Annotated in this window: 11 protein-coding genes and 1 pseudogene; 9 read left to right on the top strand and 3 right to left on the bottom strand. The window is 61.3% G+C overall.

Translation table 11 applies throughout. From position 1 onward, the window contains the following. Positions 1 to 5: 5 nt before the first annotated feature. Both VUN84_03930 and VUN84_03925 read right to left on the bottom strand, forming a co-directional pair. Entirely contained in the window at positions 6 to 854 is an 849-nt protein-coding gene (locus VUN84_03930) for an alpha/beta fold hydrolase (GenBank protein ID XAS64833.1), read from the bottom strand. A 537-nt stretch (positions 855 to 1,391) separates the two neighbouring features. Continuing rightward, positions 1,392 to 2,788 (bottom strand): annotated as a pseudogene (locus VUN84_03925) (IS3 family transposase). A 255-nt stretch (positions 2,789 to 3,043) separates the two neighbouring features. Here VUN84_03925 and VUN84_03920 point away from each other — a divergent pair. The 7 genes from VUN84_03920 to VUN84_03890 all read left to right on the top strand — a co-directional run bounded on the left by VUN84_03920 (position 3,044) and on the right by VUN84_03890 (position 15,468). Beyond that, positions 3,044 to 4,051, top strand: a complete 1,008-nt coding sequence (locus tag VUN84_03920; protein ID XAS64832.1) for a DNA cytosine methyltransferase — start codon at positions 3,044 to 3,046, stop codon at positions 4,049 to 4,051. Between the two features lie 590 nt (positions 4,052 to 4,641). Next, complete coding sequence (locus VUN84_03915; protein XAS64831.1) at positions 4,642 to 5,580, top strand: NaeI family type II restriction endonuclease; 939 nt, start codon at positions 4,642 to 4,644, stop codon at positions 5,578 to 5,580. 862 nt (positions 5,581 to 6,442) lie between these two features. Continuing rightward, positions 6,443 to 6,850, top strand: coding sequence for a hypothetical protein (locus VUN84_03910; protein ID XAS64830.1), 408 nt, complete (start codon positions 6,443 to 6,445; stop codon positions 6,848 to 6,850). Positions 6,851 to 7,050: 200 nt separating this feature from the next. Continuing rightward, positions 7,051 to 8,361 (top strand): hypothetical protein, encoded by a 1,311-nt coding sequence (locus VUN84_03905; protein XAS64829.1) that lies wholly within the window; start codon positions 7,051 to 7,053, stop codon positions 8,359 to 8,361. Then, a complete protein-coding gene (locus VUN84_03900; protein XAS64828.1) occupies positions 8,358 to 10,058 on the top strand; it encodes an NERD domain-containing protein in 1,701 nt (566 codons plus the stop codon). Before VUN84_03905 ends, VUN84_03900 begins: the two co-directional genes overlap by 4 nt. Before the next feature lie 332 nt (positions 10,059 to 10,390). Further along, positions 10,391 to 13,531: a helicase-related protein gene (locus VUN84_03895; GenBank protein XAS64827.1), complete on the top strand. Its 3,141-nt coding sequence runs from the start codon at positions 10,391 to 10,393 to the stop codon at positions 13,529 to 13,531. After that, positions 13,528 to 15,468, top strand: a complete 1,941-nt coding sequence (locus VUN84_03890) for a DUF1998 domain-containing protein (GenBank protein XAS64826.1) — start codon at positions 13,528 to 13,530, stop codon at positions 15,466 to 15,468. Before VUN84_03895 ends, VUN84_03890 begins: the two co-directional genes overlap by 4 nt. Positions 15,469 to 15,917: 449 nt before the next feature. On the opposite strand, the gene VUN84_03885 is transcribed toward VUN84_03890, so the two are convergent. After that, entirely contained in the window at positions 15,918 to 16,277 is a 360-nt protein-coding gene (locus VUN84_03885; protein ID XAS64825.1) for a hypothetical protein, read from the bottom strand. Between the two features lie 171 nt (positions 16,278 to 16,448). Here VUN84_03885 and VUN84_03880 point away from each other — a divergent pair, with 171 nt between their 5' ends. Both VUN84_03880 and VUN84_03875 read left to right on the top strand, forming a co-directional pair. Continuing rightward, on the top strand, positions 16,449 to 17,273 hold the full coding sequence (locus tag VUN84_03880; GenBank protein ID XAS64824.1) for a hypothetical protein: 825 nt from the start codon (positions 16,449 to 16,451) through the stop codon (positions 17,271 to 17,273). Between the two features lie 342 nt (positions 17,274 to 17,615). Next, positions 17,616 to 18,509, top strand: a complete 894-nt coding sequence (locus tag VUN84_03875; protein XAS64823.1) for a GIY-YIG nuclease family protein — start codon at positions 17,616 to 17,618, stop codon at positions 18,507 to 18,509. Positions 18,510 to 18,589 lie beyond the last annotated feature (80 nt).

Below are 18,589 nucleotides of genomic sequence, written 5' to 3'. Positions count from 1 at the left end.
ACTTACTAGATGCAGTTGGGCTGGTAGGCCGGATCAGCGGGACCGGACACCCTGCCCAGTGCGTGGGCGACGAACTGGTGCACCACGGGGTCGTTCGGCGTCTGGTCATGTTCGATCGGGTCGGCGGGGCACTTGTCCTGGATGGTGATGTTGGTGACCTGCCGCGCCGGCCCGTTGAGGAACTGGCTGTTGTAGGGAATGACCACTTCGTCGTTCACGGTGGAGATGACGGTGTAGGAGGGTCCCGCAACGGTGTCGCCGATGGAGTTGAGCTTCTGCATAAAGGGCGACCCCGCCTGCTGGTCGGCGCAGGCGGCACAGCCTACGCCGGTGTAGTTGGGGTCCGGGACGGCGCCCGGCTGCGGGACGGTCACGCCTTCGGTGCCGTGGTTGGAGGGTGCGATCCCGATGAGGTGGTGGACGCTCTTGGCGCCGCCGAGGAAGCCCATGTAGTAGCGGGGCATCATGCCGCCCTGGCTGTGGCCGACGAGGTCCACCTTCTTGGCACCGGTGGCGGAACGCACTTTGTCCACGAACGGGGCGAGCTGCTGCGCCGAATCGGCGACCGGCGCGGTGGCGTACACGCCGTTGGTCTCGCCGTAGTTGAGGGCGAAGACGCAGTACCCGGCGCTCTTGAGGTAGGGCGAGAGGGTGGACCACTTCTTGTCCATGCTCTCGAAGGTTCCCGGCACCAGGATGACCGGATACGGATGCTCGGCGCTTGGTTTGCAGGACCAGTCGTTGGCACCCTGCGGGGAAATCTCAACAGGTCCGGCATGGGCGGGGGCCACGGCCAGGGAGCCGGCCAGGGCGGCAGCGGCGGCGGTGGACAGGACTTTGGTGAGCAGTGACATAGAAACCTCTTTGTTCGCGTGTCAGCGGTGGTGCGGGCCGGCATTAATCGCTGTGCTGCGAGTCAGCCAGGTTGCCCGGATACTCAACGGTAGGCAGCCCGAGGCCCTGTGGGGCCATGGATTTGCACGGATGTGCACGAAAACGGGCTCCGCGGGCGAACCCTGTCCGCCCGGAAATATCGCTCCCTCGCGATGCAAAGCTACTGGTCAGTACACTCTTTCCGCCGGAGGAAGGCCTGAGAAATCCGCCAACCTCGCCTACACAAACGTTCATTCCACGGGACACCGGCGAACAGGAACCCGGGCATTCGAATGAGTGCCCGCGCCCTGACCGCGTGAACACGCACAGCTGTACAAGAACTCCTTGCGGTGTCCGGCTGCACGGCCCAGGAGGGCGGCCCCTTCACTGGAGACAGCCGACGGGCGCGACAAGTCAGGCCACGTCCACCTTCTGATGGGACACGGAACCTGCGGCTCGAAGAGTCCTAGGGTCCTGCGGGGGGCGGAATTTGTCAAGGTGAATGAGGCCAGTGGGAGTTAGGCTGCGGCTTTGGTGTCGGTTTTCTCGGCTGGTTTGTTGATCCAGGCGCTGTCGGGGATGGTGATGATCTTGGGGTCGTTGTTGGTGGTGAATCGTTCGGGTGTTTTTGCCCGTGCGGCGGCAAGGGTTCTGGCGCGTTCAAGGGCTTTGCCGGCGGCCAGTCCGTAGTGCACGTCTGCCGGTGTGTTGAGGCCGATTCCGGTGTGGCAATGGGTGTGGTTATACCCGTCGACGAAGGAGCCCATGAAGGCCCTCGCGTCAGGCAGGGACCCGAAGCGTTCGGGGAATATGGGGGCGAACTTCAGCGATTTGAACCAAGCCTCACTGTACGGATTATCATTGCTGACGCGCGGACGGGAATGGGACCGGGTGATCTCCAGATCCGAGAGCAGCGCGGCGACTGTTTTGGACGTCATGGAGGTGCCACGGTCGGCGTGGACGATCTGCGGGATGCCGTGGATACCGAAGATCTCCTTCATCATTTCCACGGCCAGTTCCCCGGACTCGTGGGCATGGACGTAGGCGCCGACAATGTAGCGGGAATAGATGTCGATCATGACGTAGCAATCGTAGTATTTGCCCTTGATCGGGCCGGCGAGCTTGGTGATGTCCCACGAAAAAACTTGCCCAGGGCCGGTCGCGACCAGCTCCGGGACGGCCCGGGCCGGGTGGCGTGCCTGTCGGCGGCGTTCCTTGACCTGCCGGTTCTCCTCCAGAACGCGGTAGAACGTGGAGATTGAGCACAAATAGATGCCTTCATCCAGGAGCCGGGCATAAATCTGCACCGGCGGCAGATCGATGAAATCCTTCGAGTTCACGGTCGCCAGGATGTGAGCGCGCTCCGCCGCTGAGAGCTTATTTGCCGGTGCCGGGGCGGGCCGCGGGTCTTCCGCCGGGATTCGGACTTTGCGGGTCGCTGTGGCCCTGGGGACCCCGGCAATCACGGCTGCTTCCCTGGTTGGGATGTCCGCGCCGGTGAGGGCGGTGTAGGCAGACATCAGGGTTTCTTGTACCAGGACTGCTGCTCCGCGCTTTCGGAGATATCCTCCAAAAGCAGTCGTGCTTTTTCCATAATCGACAACGCAGCTTCAGTCCGTGCCAGCTTGCGTTCACTCACCTCCAGCTGCCGGCGTAGACGACCGATTTCCGCCTGTTCAGCAGTGGGCTTGCCGATCTTTTCCCCAGGCTTCTTGCCCTCCAGGATGCCGGCGTCGCGGAGCTTGCGCCACTCGGTGATTTGGGATGAATACAGGCCCTCGCGGCGCAGGTATGCCCCGCCTCCGGTGCCGTCGTCGCAGGCCCGTTGATACGCATCCAAGTGCGCCAATTTTTGTGCCGGAGTGAACGACCTTCGAGGGGACGGCCCACCGGCGCGGGGGCCAGAATTACTCATGGATCCATCTTCCCGCACCGGGGAAATCGTGGAGATAGACATTGGTGATGTTCCTGATTCTCGCCCTACAGATTAAGCGAAGTTGCTATGAGCCGCTGGCCTCATCCAACCCTGACGCGTAGGGCCTTGCCGACCATCGCCGGACACTCAGCTCGCGATCCATGCCGTCCGTTCTTGTCGGAGGTGCGCGGCAAAGTTGGAGACACAGGGTCTCAGTGGCAAGACCCAACAAGCCGAAATGAGATGATGGACGACATGACAACCCCCTCCAAACTCACTGTGCTCGAAATCTGCGCCGGGGCAGGAGGCCAGTCAGTAGGGCTGGAACAAGCCGGCTTCGGCCATTCGTTGGCCGTCGAGATCGACACGGACGCGGCTGCGACTCTGCGGCTCAATCGACCGTCCTGGGACGTTCACCACGGTGACGTTCGAGAAGTCAGCGGCAAGGACTACAGAGGCATTGACCTACTGGCCGGAGGAGTACCGTGCCCGCCTTTCAGCATTGCTGGTAAGCAGCTAGGGGCCGATGACGAGAGGGATCTATTTCCGGAGGCTCTCCGTCTCGTGAAGGAAGCCAATCCTTCTGCCGTGATGTTGGAGAACGTCAAAGGATTGGCCTCGGCACGATTCTCCACCTACCGGCAGTCGATCCTCGACGCCTTAGAGACTCTTGGGTACCAATCCGACTGGAAGTTGTTCTACTCCAGTGAGTTTGGTGTCCCCCAGCTTCGTCCGCGATTTATCCTAGTTGCCGTAAAAAAGCGGTACGGGAAGAATTTTGAATGGCCGTCTGCCCACGGCGCTCCCCCGACTGTTGGCGAGGTGCTGTTGCCGATGATGGAGAGCCGCAACTGGCCCGGAGCAGCAGCATGGGCACGAAAGGCTGATGGTATTGCCCCAACAGTTGTCGGCGGATCCAAAAAACACGGAGGGGCTGACTTGGGCCCTACGCGAGCGAAGGCCGCATGGCTCCAGCTGGGTGTCGACGGTAAGGGCATAGCCAATGAGGTGCCTGGCCCCGACACTCCTCTGGAGCACGTGCCTCGTCTTACCAATGAGATGGTCGCCCGTGTCCAAGGATTCCCCTTGGACTGGCAGTTCTCAGGAAAAAAGACATCGGTCTACCGCCAGATTGGCAACGCCTTTCCTCCGCCGGTTGCCGCTGCTATCGGTACGTCGATTGCCAGGGCACTTGGCGTTCGGCCGGTTGACACCATGAACTTCGAGGAGTCAGTGGAGCGCGAGCTGCTAGCTGTCAGCTAGTGATTATCGCGTCTACACCTGTGCAAGCGCTGAGACATTCTGGGCTTCATGCCTGCACGTCAGACGCTGACCAGCCCGGTGGAGTCGGCGCCAAAGCACATATTTAGCCCGGCCTTGTGTTCCATTGATGAGGTTTCCCGGATGCTCGCAAGACACTTTGCCCAGTCCCTTCGAAACGAATGGGCAGATGTCGGGGAAGCGAGGTCCAGGTGCGTGCAGCCCGTCGGGAGGCAGCCGACGATCGTGAATAGGTGACCGGTACGTCCAGTTCCAGTCTGGCTAGGCTCTCTACTCCGCTTGCAGTTCTTCGGGGAGTTTAGCCCGAGTGTCGTCGGTGTCCTGTATGTTGGTGTCAATCACCCTTTCGAGCGTGGACAACTCCGCACTTCCTATGAGTCGCAAGCGAAGTAGGCGGTTGTGCGTCGTTCCCAAGCAGGAAGTGGTGCAACGTCCCTGGTGCGTGCCCTGACGAGTGGCCAGAGGTCAGTGAGTGGGTGCGTGTTCAAATTCCCCCAATACCGGCGGAATCGTAATTGCATTTGGACGTGTCGGCAAGTAGATGAAGCCAGTCTTATATGTAGGCTCAGCGGGTGAGCCACTCTATGGATATATTCGCCCCCAAATCGGACCCTGCCCTCGATGAGGTTGCCGCTGAGCTAATGCGGCTTGACCCCGACGGTGTGCGGTGGGCATCCGTAATTCGCCGTACCTACGACATGATCTACAACGGCCAAGAGACGGGTCGGTATCGCTGGGATCAATTGATGAAGACAGAGAAAACCCATTTCGGCACGCTCATGGAGATCAACGCTCAGCGCGAGTTCGAGTTTGAGGGCGGAGATGCAACGGACTACCGGATTTCCGGACACCAGGTTGACGCCAAGTGGAGTCAGACGTCGGGAAGTTGGATGCTGCCCCCAGAGGTTTTCGGTGAGCTTGCCCTCGTCGTGACGGGTAGCGATGCGGAGTCGGTCTGGTCCCTTGGCCTCATTCGCATTACCGCAGAGGTTCGTAAGGAGTCAACCAACCGGGACAAGAAGAGTCAACTCAATGTCTTGGGGAGGGACTCTGTTCAATGGCTCTGGAAGGATGCGCCACTGCGCCCGAACGTGTTGCTCCAGCTTCCGCGTGACGTCGTGGACGACATTTTTGATAGTCGCTTTGGCACGCAGCGCACGCATCGTCTATTCAGGGCGGCCGTAGACATGATTGTCCACCGCAACATCGTCGCGACCGTGAGCCGTCAGCTAGATCACCAGAAGCGGGTGCGCTATAACGGCGGTTCCCGCTCCGTCTTGGCGCCAGAGGGTTATCTAATCCTCAGTGGGCTCTATCACCGTCAGCTGGCTGAAGATCTCGGTGTTCCGGTGCCGCGCCAGGACGAGTACGTCTCGGTCCGTGTTGTACCTTCCGAAGACAACACTGGGGCGCTTATCGGTGGGCGTAGGTGGCGGCAGGCCCGTCCCGATGAGGCGAGCCGGGAGCCAGCTCCGCGGATTGATGAACCCAAAGACAAAGAGGAAGCGTAATCGTCATGTTCCTTATGCCGGCCTAGCACGCTCGACTTCGTTAGCTCCGATCTAGGGTACATTCGCCGGCGCTCCCTCGGGGGACTGCCGATGGCTTCATCTTCTCCCGCGACGAAAGACTTGCTTGGCCCTCCATACCGCCGTGCTCTGGCTAGGCGCTAGGAATCTGCCGCGGATGCTGCGGCCTGGGGTCGGCCATATCGCGGTGTTGGGACGCATTTGGTGGACGACGAATTAGCGTTCGGCGTCTTAAAGGCGATGTCGGCGTGCCGCCCTATGATCCTGAAGAGAGGGCTGTGATGAGTTACGAGAAAGGGGGTCCACATTGGTTTCTGCGTGTCCGGGTGCGGGGCCTGCGTTGCTTGCCCTAGCAGAGGCCATTGACGGGCCGGCACATCGAGCATCTTGGATCGGATCACTGGTTGCTCTTGGCGCTCGACTTGCGCGGTCCGCTCAGCGAGACGAAGGACGTCAACTCGTTGTAGTCGTTTCGGTACCGAGGAGAGATTTCGCGGCCGCTCTAATTGGCTGTGGATGGGCCATGACGCGACCTGCCCCTGAGATTCGGCCGCCGATCGAACTCATGCGGAGCCTCGAGCGTGGAACTCCGGTGAGGATCGTCACTTCGAGCGCGGTTCTGAGTGACTACTTTTACGAATTTGACGACAACGTTGCGCGTCCACGCGTTCACGTGGGCGGTACATATTGGCAGGCGGAGTCGATTCGTGCACTCGCCGTGTTGCCTGAACTTACGGAGCCCTTGCGAGGACGACGGCCCGTTCCAGGAAGTGTCTGCGATCTTGCGGGATTGCGGGAGACCTGGGATCAGCGTCTTGCGAGCCCAGCTACGGACCTGGCTATCGTGGGAACGCTCGAGTGGCTGAATGACGATTTCGGCGCGTACCTTGCACAGGACGGCTGTACCGTGTCTGCGCCGGATGAAATCGCAGCCCTCTTGCTCCCGAAGGACGAGCGCGTCCCGACGTGGTCGACACGGCTGTACGCGTCAGCTAGCCTCGCTGAGGTTCTTCCGTTACCCAAGGAGATTGATGCGGTCGTGTTGGATGGGAGCGGCGCGATCAAGTATCTGGCTGAGATGGAGGCTCCAATTGTGGTCTGCGTCCTGGATCGATCAGTCGCGGATGAGACGGCTGCCGAAATTATCGTGCAGCTACGAAACACGCGGGGGGAACCCGTCTCGATCCGCGACACCCTGGGCTGGACACCGCCAATCGGTGTTGAGGCTCTTGCGTTCACGGTTGCGCTATGACTCGGATTGAGGCACTTAACGCGCGCTACGCCTCGTGTGCGGAACTCCTGCGAAACGGTGTCGAGATAGTTCGGGTCGCTGATTCCGGAGGAGCGCGCCTCAACGCAGCTGCTCGTAGACTGCTTTCGATCATGCGTGAGGGGGATCCGGCACCTTGGACCGATCTGGCTGGCGCGGTCAATGCGATGCGATGGCGGCTAGTGACGCAGCCACAGCCGATCAGTCTGAACGCTGGTCTCCGCGATGCGGCCGAGCAGGTATCGGTGCAAGCGAGACTGCTGCGCGGTTCGGCCGCGAACGACGAAATACTCGACGAACTGGCAGCCGCCGCACAGGCGGCCTTGGAAGCAGTACCGTTGCTCGGGTCGGTCCTGTGGAGCTCTATCGAAGAAATAGGACCGAGTGACTGTGTTGTTGTGCCTGCCAGCAGTTCCGCGAGGGCAGGACTTCAAGCTTGGCTTGGAGACCTAGGCGTTTCCGTCATGACGATTGGGGACTTGCACCGCGAGAAGCGTCAAGTGGAACAGGCTTTTGCAGTGGGGCCGCCGCGCTTTTTTAAGTCATCTCTTGTAACGGCGCCGCCCGCGAATGGGGTGAGTTTCCTTATGCCTGCATGGATTGGCGACCGCTCGCTTCCGGAGTCCGTGATCGCGCCGTATGCCGACAACGCCATTCGAGTTGAATCACGGACATTCACCGTAGGTGATCTGGGTGAGCCCTCTGCCGAGGCGGTGGAGCCTGAGGTTGAGGAGGAGTTCCTTCCAATGCCCCTGTGGGGTAATCGGCAGCCGGCTGATCGTGAGCCGAGCAGCGAGGAAGTGGTCGCATGGAAGGTACTGCTCAGCGGTAACTTGGCGATTTGGCTCGACGACGGGGACCGTATCCGTGCGCTTGACCCAAACCAGCCAAGCGGGGAACGAGTCGTCTATTGCGACATACACGCAGTCCGGCCCGGCACATATCTGTTGCTTCGACAAGGCGAGACGGAACAAGGCGTGTTGTATGCAGCCGCGCTGCGGTTGCTTGGCGCCAAGGGAGAATCTGTCAGTGCTTCTCAGCATGCTTGGAAAGATGAGCTTTCCCGGCTCCTGACTTTGCGTGGCAGAAAGGCGGTTGTCAGTGAACTCCGACAACTAGGCATGACCACGGCCGATCGCGCGCCGGCGTGGATAGAGCCGAACCTCGTCCGCCCGAATAGCGATCATGACTTCGAGATTCTGCTTAGGTGGTTACGGATTCCAATCCAACCAACCTTCGGTTATGCGACCAAGCTGCGTCAGTTGATCCATCAGGCGATCGCCGACGTGCGGGAAAAGTTGGAGGTTGCAGTCTCTGCGGCGGATCTATCAGAGCTGGAACGCGAGGGGCACTTGAGCTTGGACGTTCAGGCAGACGGGTTCCGAGGCATCATCGCGACGCGAGTCCTCGCTATCTCGCCACATCAGGTGATTGTTCCACGGCATGATGCGAGGGTGCCGTTCGAAGATTGGGGTGCACAATGGCTCGAATGATGCCGTCCTACCGGCCAGAATCGGCGCCGCCCGGCGAGAAGGCGCTCTATGCAGCCCTTGCCTCGAGCCCAGATACCGAGGGCTGGATCGTGTTGCATTCGCTAGCCATCGCCGAGCACGTCCGCCAAGTAGAAGGCGAGGCTGACTTCGTCGTCGTCGTGCCCGACCACGGGGTGCTCGTCATCGAAGTGAAGTCGCACCAGACCATCACCGTGCTCGATGACGGTCAGTGGAAGCTCGGTCATGACCGGCCGACTGCGCGGCATCCGTTCAAGCAGGCGAATGAAGCCATGCACAGCCTGCGAGGCTTCCTCGAGTCCAAGAACCTGGACTTGCGCTCGATTCCGCTACTGAGCTGTGCTTGGTTTACTGAAGTCCGCGCGCGGACAATGCTGCCTTCATCGACCGAGTGGCACGACTGGCAGGTTTTGGACTCCGAGGATCTACGCAAGGGGGTTCCGGCGGCGATCTTACGAACGCTCGAGGAGGGCAACGCGCATCTCGATGCGAAAATTCAGTACTTCTCCTATGGAGGTGTCGGTCCGGACCAAGCCCAGACTGACCGGATCGCGTCGATCCTGCGCCCCCGTTTCGAGCTAGCGACAGTGGCTGGCGATCGACGACGAGTACGTGAGCAGGAGCTCATCAGCTTTATCGGGGAGCAGTACGAGGCGCTAGACGCCATGCAGGACAACCGGCAGGTCCTCTTCACCGGTCCGGCAGGCTCGGGTAAGACGCTCCTTGCGACCGAGGCAGCACGCAGGGAAGTGAGCATGGGTCGATCGGGGCGGTTGCTGTGTTTCAACCGGTTCCTGGGGCGACGCCTTGTCAGCGATATGGACGACCTCCCTGGGCTCACGGTTGGCACACTCCACAAGGAACTGGTGCGGATCGCCGGCGTGCAGCCGCCCCCGGGAGCAGGGCCAGATTTCTGGGAGCGCGAGCTGCCGGACCGGGCGATGGAGGTGCTCCTGGAAGGTGGCGAGGGACTGGTCAGCGACTTCTTAGTTGTCGATGAGATCCAGGACATCGTTCGCGAGCCCTACCTCGATGTGCTTGATCTGATGGTAGCCGGTGGGCTTGAGGACGGGCGTTTGCTCCTTTTCGGCGACTTCGAGCGGCAAGCGATATTCGATGCGCCAGCCGGGCGGGAGCTGCTCCGTAGCCGTGTGGGTCAGCTCACTATGCATCGGCTCATCACCAACTGTCGCAACCTGCCGAGGATTGGTTACCAAGTGAACACGTTCAGTAAGCTGCAACCCGGCTATCAGCGATTCCGGCGGCTGGACGACGGCTTCGATCCGTCCGTATTCACGTACAAGTCCGGAAGCGACCAGTCTGAGCAGCTGGTGAGCGCTGTACGTACCCTGCGCAACGATGGGTTTGAGCTGAACGAGATCGTGGTGCTGAGCCCTCTTGAGGGGAACTCTACTGCGAGTAGGACAACAGATACTTGGCTCCGCCAGGTGCTTCGACCCGCTGACGGCAGCGCGTCGCGACCGGGACAACTGTCCTACAGTACGATCCAAGCGTTCAAAGGACTCGAGGCACGGGCGGTGGTGGTTACCGATATCGACCGGCACACCATGCCGAACTTCGAATCGCTGCTGTATGTTGGCCTGACGCGAGCGACCGACAGGCTGTTCGCTTTGATCGAAGCCGGGACACTCAGGGCAGCACTGGGAGGGACAGTATGACTGGGCTGGAGGCGCGCGGTATCGTCGAGGCGGCAGTTCGGCGCGAGTTATTTGGTCCTGTGGACACGGACTCGCCCCCCGGGACGCCACTCGACTGCTCCTCGGGGGTGCTGACCTTCGAATCTCAAGAAGCCAGCCGCGGTCAGTTTCACGAGACGACGACGCACCAGGAGATCCTCACGCGCTCGGATCCTCTCCGTCGCTATGGCATAGGTGTGCTACACAACGGCGCAGCACAGCGAGGTACAGCGATCTCGTCTCCCGGGACTTCCGACGGGGGTTCGCAGGATGACCCCGACCTCAGCTGGGTCGCTGGGCTCGGAGGTACCGAGGTGCATCTCGACGCCCCGACTGTTGAGGTCAAGGGGCGACTTCGCCATGATGAGGCAGATTCCGACGACTTCGACCTCAGCGACGCCAACACCTTCAAGCCGTCAGCGATGGCGATCTCGTTCAAATGCCGCGTGCCGACAAACGGCTACTTGGTAGTCACGGTGAAGGGCGCCTACTACGACAAGTTGAGCGTGCACATTCCGGGAGTGACCAAAGCCCGCGAGTGGTGGCTCCGTCGCCCGTTCGAACTCTCTGGCACGGTTCCGGGGCACGTGCTTCTAAACGAGAACAATCGGCTCAAGAACGTTGATACGGCAAGTGGCGAAGAGCGACCGCGCGTTGCTCCGACTACGCAGGTCTTCAGCCGGCCGGTTCCCGGAGAGCATGACCCTGAACTCCGGCTCGTGACAGTGGCCGTTCTGAATCAAACGTCAGGCACCGGTTCGGCCAGCGCCCTGTTCCAGATGGGCTTCACGGTTGCTGCCGCGGGTGGGCTCACGATCGAGGCCTACCACGACGTCGAGCAGCCGGACCGGGACGAAGAAGAACAATCTATAGATCTGCTGTACAGGAACAAGCGGACCTACGCAATTGGACACGGCTGTGCTGCGGAGTGGGGCGAAGCCAAGCACGAGGCAACGTCGTGGGTCCAGGCTGAACCGCTCCCGGTATATGAGGTCGTCAGCTTGACGCCGAACATATACGTGACGGATGAGACGGGAAACAGAACGCCGGTCATGGTTAGCATGGCGTCGTTGGCTGAGGGAAGCGACGCAGGACGGGTGCAGGTTGAAACAGTCCTACGCCTCTACGATGTGTGGATCACCCAGCAGGAGAGACTCATCCCGGAACTTTCGCCCCGTTTTCGGCCAGCCGCGACGAGGCACATGACGCTCTGTCGTGAGGCGCTGGCTAGGATGCGGGCCGGGTGGGATCTCGTGAACTCTAATCCGATCGCTGGCCGCGCCTTCCGGCTAATGAACGAAGCCATGCTCTACCAGCAGGTGCGATCGCGCTTCGAGCCTCGCGAAGTCGCCGCCGGGTCTGGTGGAATTCTGCGAGTGCAGGGTCCGCACCCGGAACCTGTCGTGAAGCCGGGGACGGGCAACTGGCGTCCATTCCAGATCGCCTTCATCCTGGCTAGTTTGCCTGAACTCGTGGAGCCTTCGCGTGCCACCCGCGGAATAGTAGACCTGATCTTCTTTCCGACTGGTGGAGGTAAGACGGAGGCTTACCTCGGTGCGTCGGCGATCAGCTTGCTTGCCCGGCGTCTGCGCAACCCAGAGGATGCGGGCACCGACACGCTCATGCGCTACACGCTGCGGCTGCTAACAGCACAACAGTTTCTTCGTGCTGCGGCATTGGTCTGCGTTCTAGAGGACATCCGATCGAAGAATGCGGAGGATCTCGGCGAGACCCGATTTAGTATTGGGATTTGGCTTGGTGGGTCCTCTACTCCGAATACCTGGAAGAGGGCCGTCGAGGTTCTGAGTCAGTTGAGGCGCGACCCGCAGACACAGAATGAGTTTCTGCTACTCCGCTGTCCTTGGTGCGGGGCTCAGATGGGCACGAAACCGAGAGGGCGAAGTGGTCAGGACGTCATCGGCTACGAACAAGTCGGGCAGAAGGTCATCTTTCGCTGTGTCGATACGGTCTGTCTGTTCAGCGGACGGAAGGGGTTGCCGGTGCATGTCGTCGACGACGACATCTACGAAACTCGCCCATCGATCGTCATCGGTACCGTCGACAAGTTCGCCATGATGGCTTGGCGCCCAGAGTCGAGACGACTGTTCGGCTTAGGCGATGACGGTAGCCGCCAGGTGTCTCCGCCTGGCCTCATCATCCAGGACGAGCTCCATCTGATCTCTGGACCGCTTGGCTCGATGGTCGGTCTATATGAACCCGTGATCGACGAGCTGTGCACCGATTATCGCGGCGGTGAGCCTGTGCCGCCCAAGATCATCGCATCGACGGCCACCATTCGGCGGTATGAGGATCAAATCCGGGGACTCTTCGGACGCCAGCAGGTGGCACTCTTCCCGCCGCATGGGCTGGAAGAAGGGCATTCGTTTTTCGCTGAGGCGGCCACGCTCGACGATGGCTCGCTCGAGCCGGGACGCCGCTATCTCGGCGTCATGAGCTCTTCGCTCGGGTCGATGCAGACTGTCCAAGTGCGAGTCGCAGCGGCAACCCTGCAGGCAGGTACCGAGATCCCCGAGCCCGACCGTGATGGTTACTGGACGAATGTCAACTTCCTCAACAGCCTGCGCGAGCTGGGCAACACCGTGTCGCTGCTGGAATCGGACGTACCTGACTACTTGACCGGACTGCGCTTCCGGGATGGTATCGAACCGCGTTGGCCGCGGGAGACGATGGAGCTCACCTCCCGGCGTCGAAGCGATGAGATCCCGAAGGCCATCGAGGTACTCCAGGCTCGTTACGGGTCGCCGAACTGTGTCGACATCTGCTTGGCGTCGAACATCATCGAAGTCGGTGTCGATATCGACCGGCTCGGACTCATGACGATCGTTGGCCAGCCCAAGACCACGGCACAGTACATCCAGGTCAGCGGTCGAGTCGGCCGTCGGGCGGACGTCAGTCCCGGGCTAGTCATTGCTATCTATGGCGCGGCGAAGCCGCGAGACCGAAGCCACTATGAGCGCTTTCGCACCTACCATCAACGGCTCTACGCGCAGGTCGAGCCAACGTCGGTGACGCCGTTTGCTGCGCCGGTGTTGCGTCGCGCACTCCATGCCGCTGCGGTGGCACACATCCGCCATGTAGCGCCGCTACTCCCGCCGTACCCGTTTCCGCTGCGCGAGTATGAAGATGCGATTGCTCTGCTTGAAGCACGGGCAGCCATCGCCGACCCCGACGAGGTGCCGGTGCTGAAACGCATGGCCAAGCGCCGGGCCCGGCAGTGGGCGAGCTGGGAGCGAACTATGTGGTCGGCCAACGTCATTCAAGGGGATCCTAAACAGGGTTTGATGCGGTATGCCGGAACCCTGCCGGACCTCGACAGCGAGGCGACGATCTGGGAAGTCCCGACCAGCATGCGCAACGTCGACGCTGAGTGTCGGTTGCAGATTTCCCTTGCTTACAACCGGGTTGACGCAGAGGCTGAGGAGGGAGAACTATGAGTACGGGTAGCATGCGGCGGGCGCAGGTCGTTACGCCGTTCGGTGTGGGGGCGATGAGTGTCCTGGTCAATGGGACGTCGATCATTACTGCTGGCTTGGATCACTGGTATCCGGCTAGTAATCCAAACCTCGCTTTGGAGGAGTACCAGGAGCACGACTGGCGCCTTGAGGCGCGGCTGCGGGTTCAGGAGTTCCGTCTCCCGCCGGATTATCGCTACCAAGGCGCAGGAAGCGATCAACGTAACGTCAAGCTGACGGTGCCGGTGCTGCGATTTCCTCGCTGGAGCTTCTGTATGTACTGCAAACGACTCAAGCTCAGCACCCTTACTATGCAACAGGGTGAGAAGTGTCCAGACTCAGAGCACGCCGACAGACAGTACAAGCCCCGGATGTCCCAGGTGCCCTTCGTCGCCATCTGCATAGCTGGGCATCTCGACGACTTCCCATTCGACAAGTGGGTGCACCGCGCTCATAACCCGAAATGTAAGGGTGTCTTGCGCCTTGAATCACGGGGTGGTGGGGGCCTCGAGGGTCAGGTCGTAACCTGTGGCCTTGTCAAGGGAAAAGTTGTTGATGGTTGCGGGAAACAGCGGTCACTTCTCGGCATCACGGGATCGTGGCGAGACTCCCAAGGTGAAGAGCACACAAACCTGACCGATCAGCTGTCCTTGAACGAGAATGACCCGCACTACTGCACTGGCGCACGGCCGTGGTTGGCGGAACTCGACGGCGTCTGCGGGTTGCCTATGCGAGGCGCGCTGCGTGGTGCCGGGAACGTCTACTTCCCGAAAGTGGAGTCATCGATCTACCTCCCGAGGAAAGAGGGCGCGGTCAGTGTAGAGATGCACGAGTTGATGCGTCACCCGGCGGTGAGTGCGACCATGCGGACCCTGCACACAGCTTTTGGCGAAGATCTTGATGTCGCGGTACTGCGTAAGACGCTAATGCGTAACGTTCCGCCGGAACGATTTAGGCCGATCTCGGATGAAGAACTCATGGCCGGCTATCGAGACCTGCTGGGGGTCGAAGGGCCGCAGCCTGAGTTGAGCGAGGAAGGCGGTACGGAGCTCCTTACGGAAGACGACGAATGGCGCTATCCCGAATACGTTGCGATCCGCGAAACGCCGAAGGACGATTACCTGACGGCAACCAATCCGGGAATGCATGCCGACCTGGCGTTGCATTTCGACCGTGTGAGGAGCGTTGATGTCTTACGAGAGACGAGGGCACTCCGTGGCTTTACGCGGGTGCGAGATGACGTCCTCAAGCTCAGCGTCGGGAAGGCTCTCTTACGTCGTCAGTCGCTTTCACCTGAACAGGACTGGCTGCCTGCATACGTCGTGAAGGGCGAGGGGATCTATATCGAGATTGACAGCGATCGCCTCGCGAAGTGGGAGGCTCGACCTGAGGTCCAGGCACGAGCGGACAAGATTACCGCGCACTACGGCCACGTCGCGTCGCAGCGTGGGCTCCATGCACGCACGCTCAGCCCACGGTACGTACTGCTTCATACGTTGGGCCATCTGCTGATTAATCAGCTGGTCTTCGCCTGTGGTTACAGCTCCGCGTCCCTTCGGGAGCGGTTGTATGTGTCTGATGCAGCTGATCGGCATACAGCAGGACTCTTGCTCTACACTGCGGCGGGAGACTCCGAAGGCACGATGGGCGGGCTCGTCAGGATGTCTCGCCCGGACAACATGCGGTCGGTCTTTGCGTCGGCGCTGAGCGGAGCACGTTGGTGTTCGACCGACCCAGTTTGCATGGATGCAGGCGAGAAGGGGCAGGGTCCGGACTCGTGCAACCTCGCGGCCTGCCACGGCTGCGCGTTGTTGCCTGAGACCAGCTGTGAGCAGTTCAACCGGTTCCTGGATCGCGGTCTGGTGATCGGGACTCTGACCGATCCAACGCTTGGCTACTTTTCCGATCTAGAACTGTAGCGTCAATAAGTGTGCCGTCGCGTCAGGTGGGGACTGGTCGGGGAGAAGGTTGCCGACGAAGCGTCTCCGGGAGTCGGGCCTGTCCCAAGTTTGCGACGTCCATCAGCCGGGGGGTGAACTGTCGGCAATTTGAGCACTGGTCTGTCGGGCGCGAGGTTCCCTAGACATCAGGGGAGCCTGGCCCAGCTGAACCTCTGTACATGAACTTCGTCGGTTAGAGCTGCCCCTGACGATCTAGGTAGCCTTCATTGCGGAGGCCTTCCGGAACTTTTCCACGCCGAGTTTCTGCAGCGGCGTCCCCGTCTGACCAAGTTGACCAAGCGGTCAATTTTGTAACATCTACGCGTCCGGACAGTCCGAGGCCTGGCCTGGATCTTGTCTTTCAAGGAAAGAAGTTTGACCGATTGGCACCTTGGTTTCCCGTGCAGGTTGAGTGCAATATCTAGACGTCACGGCGGCGGTACCCCCGGGAGTCCGACGGACGGGAGGGATGCGCGGGCGCTGGAAGGAGCCGTTCGCCAAGACCACGTCCTCTGCCGGCGTCCGCCGACGGTCTCCACGATGAGGTTGCCGGCCGCCCGCCGGCGTGATCCGGATCGCCTCCGTGCCCGGCTGCACCGCTCGGGGGTGTCGTACTTCAGCTCCGGCAGCATGAACGAGGAGTTGGTGGTGTTCAGGTAGAAATTGTCCCATCGGTCCCGCCGCGCCCCACCCAGAGCATCCCGCCGCTCCAGCACCTGGTGCTCAGCGCCGGCCGGGGCGAGCCAGTAACTGGTGGCCAGTCCCGCCTGTCCGGACTCGACCACCACGGTGTTGACTCTCGGCGTGTCGGTGACGGGCAGTTGCTTCGGGGGACGGCATGACTGCTACCTGGCGGCCTGAGCTATGGCGGCGCGGCCTGCCCGGCTCCCTAAATGCCGAATGTGGGTTCCCCCAAAAGTGCGGGACACTGGAAGTCCCAACCATGAAAGCGGGCCGCCTTGATCAGTCTCCAGCACGATGCCGACGGCTTCATCCGGCTTCACTCGGATGACGCGTTGGGACTGAGCAGTGCGGACGGCGCCGGCCATCTCGATCCGCTGCTGTATCCGTGGGACCCGCCCGTGGCTTCGGGTGTTATGGACGGCAAGGAATTCCGGCCCCTTGGGCTTTCAGCCGGATTGGATGAAGCCCTCGCGCAAGCCAGCGCGGCACCGCTGGAAGCCCGTTCCCTGGTGGTCTCAATCGGCTCGAATTCAAGCGCCGACGTGATGCGGCGGAAATTCGCCAACTACCACCAGCCTGTCAGCGCGGTCCTGCCGCTGGTCCGGGGGCAGCTCCACAACGTCGCCGTTGGCCACTCGGCCCACGTGAGCAAGGCCGGCTACATCGCCGCCGCCCCGTATCCGCTGCTGGGAGAGTGTACAGCGGTCTGGCTTTCGTGGCTCGACGACGTCCAACTGATGGCCCTCGACGAAACGGAGCCCAACTACTCGCGGATCCAGCTCGACGGCGAAGCCTGCCCGCTCGTGATGGACCACGGGGAAAGTCCGGAGGAGTTTTCGCTGTTCACCTCGCGCTGGGGCGTGCTGACCGACGGCGACGGCGGGAAGATTCCCTTCCTCGACCAGCCTGCCCTCTTCGGGCTCCTCGCCGGAAGCGGCACCGGGGACCTCCTGGAGGAGGGGAAGTCCGTGTTCGGCCGGCCGCCGGAGCTTGTTGCCGAGCAACTCGCGATCCCCTCGGTCCAGGCCTGGGCCAGGGAATGGTTCAGCTCGGCCGGCCTCGCCGCCCCAGTGGACTTCGACGGGGCCTGCGCAGGGTAGCCACCCCTCTGGAAGGTCGCCCTCACCGGCAGGCGATGTGCTGCGCAATGTACTCGACATCGCGGGCCCACGCCCGCCACGATGGACGAACCGTGCCCGGTCAGCCACGCAACCGACGGCGTACAAGCCCGGGTGTTCGGTGACGTCCCGGGTGGTGCCGGGGGTAGTTCCAAAGGCTGTCTGTGCGGATGCTGGAGGTGACGTGCCCGTATACGCCGGCCCATAAAGCCGCCCCTGGAAGGTGCCCTAAACGCTTCACTCCAGATCGTCTCGCACCTCTAGACATACGAGAGGTCTCACCGGCTGACTAGAACGCACGAGTCACTGGCATAAGGTGTTCCAGTGTCTGATCTGCGATCCCCTGCCCTTTACGTGCCTGCGGAGACAATGTTCTCCAAAGAGCCGACCTCCCGCACGTCCCTTACGCTGGGTCATGTGCTTAGCGGGATAGGTGCGGACTATGACCCAGCGGTCCGGCTGGAGGATATACACGTCATCCGCCACACCTTCAAGCCGAGTGATCCCGATGCGTTGCGTGGGCCGGAGGATCTGACCCAAGAGCGGGTCCTCGCCTACACCAGAACCCAAGACATTCCGCCCCGCTTCCCGGCAAATCCTCCCCGATACTGGGTGATCCTCATTGCCGACGGCGGGCGTCGCTCCCGCCTTTGGGGTACTTACGAGAACCACGGCGAAGTGGCAACAACATCCACCAAGAACTACAGAAGCTTCGACCTGCGCCCGACAGAATTCCTTGCACCCCTCAATGACCGGCTCGTAGTCGAATGGGACAACCCCCGCAGTTGGCACCGGAGCGCGGGCTCAGCCACAGGCGCGCGCATGCCCGTGCTGGAGATCGCAGACCGGGACAAGGTCCACTTTCCAGGCTTCGACGGCGTACTGCTCACCTACCACCAACTGCGCGACATGGTGGACGATCCCCGCTACACGGACTGGCGTATCGCCCTGTCAGAGGTCCAGGGAATCTACCTCATCACGGACTCCACGAACGGCAAACAGTACGTCGGCAAAGCCGATGGTGCCGAACGAATTCTCGGCCGGTGGACAGCGTACGCGCGAGACGGCCATGGCGGTAACGTAGCCCTCCGCGAGCTTGCCCATGAGAGCGCGGGGGGAAGGACAGGAATGAAGACGGACCATGCACGGCACTTCGTTTTCAGCCTCCTGCGCGTGTTCCCCTACGCGTCAGGGTTGGATGAGGCCAGCGGCTCATAGCAACTTCGCTTAATCTGTAGGGCGAGAATCAGGAACATCACCAATGTCTATCTCCACGATTTCCCCGGTGCGGGAAGATG

The sequence above is a fragment of the Micrococcaceae bacterium Sec5.8 genome (assembly GCA_039636775.1).
GTDB lineage: Bacteria > Actinomycetota > Actinomycetes > Actinomycetales > Micrococcaceae > Arthrobacter.
Note: the sequence above shows the minus strand (reverse complement) of the source record. Positions and strands in the feature narration are given on the sequence as shown.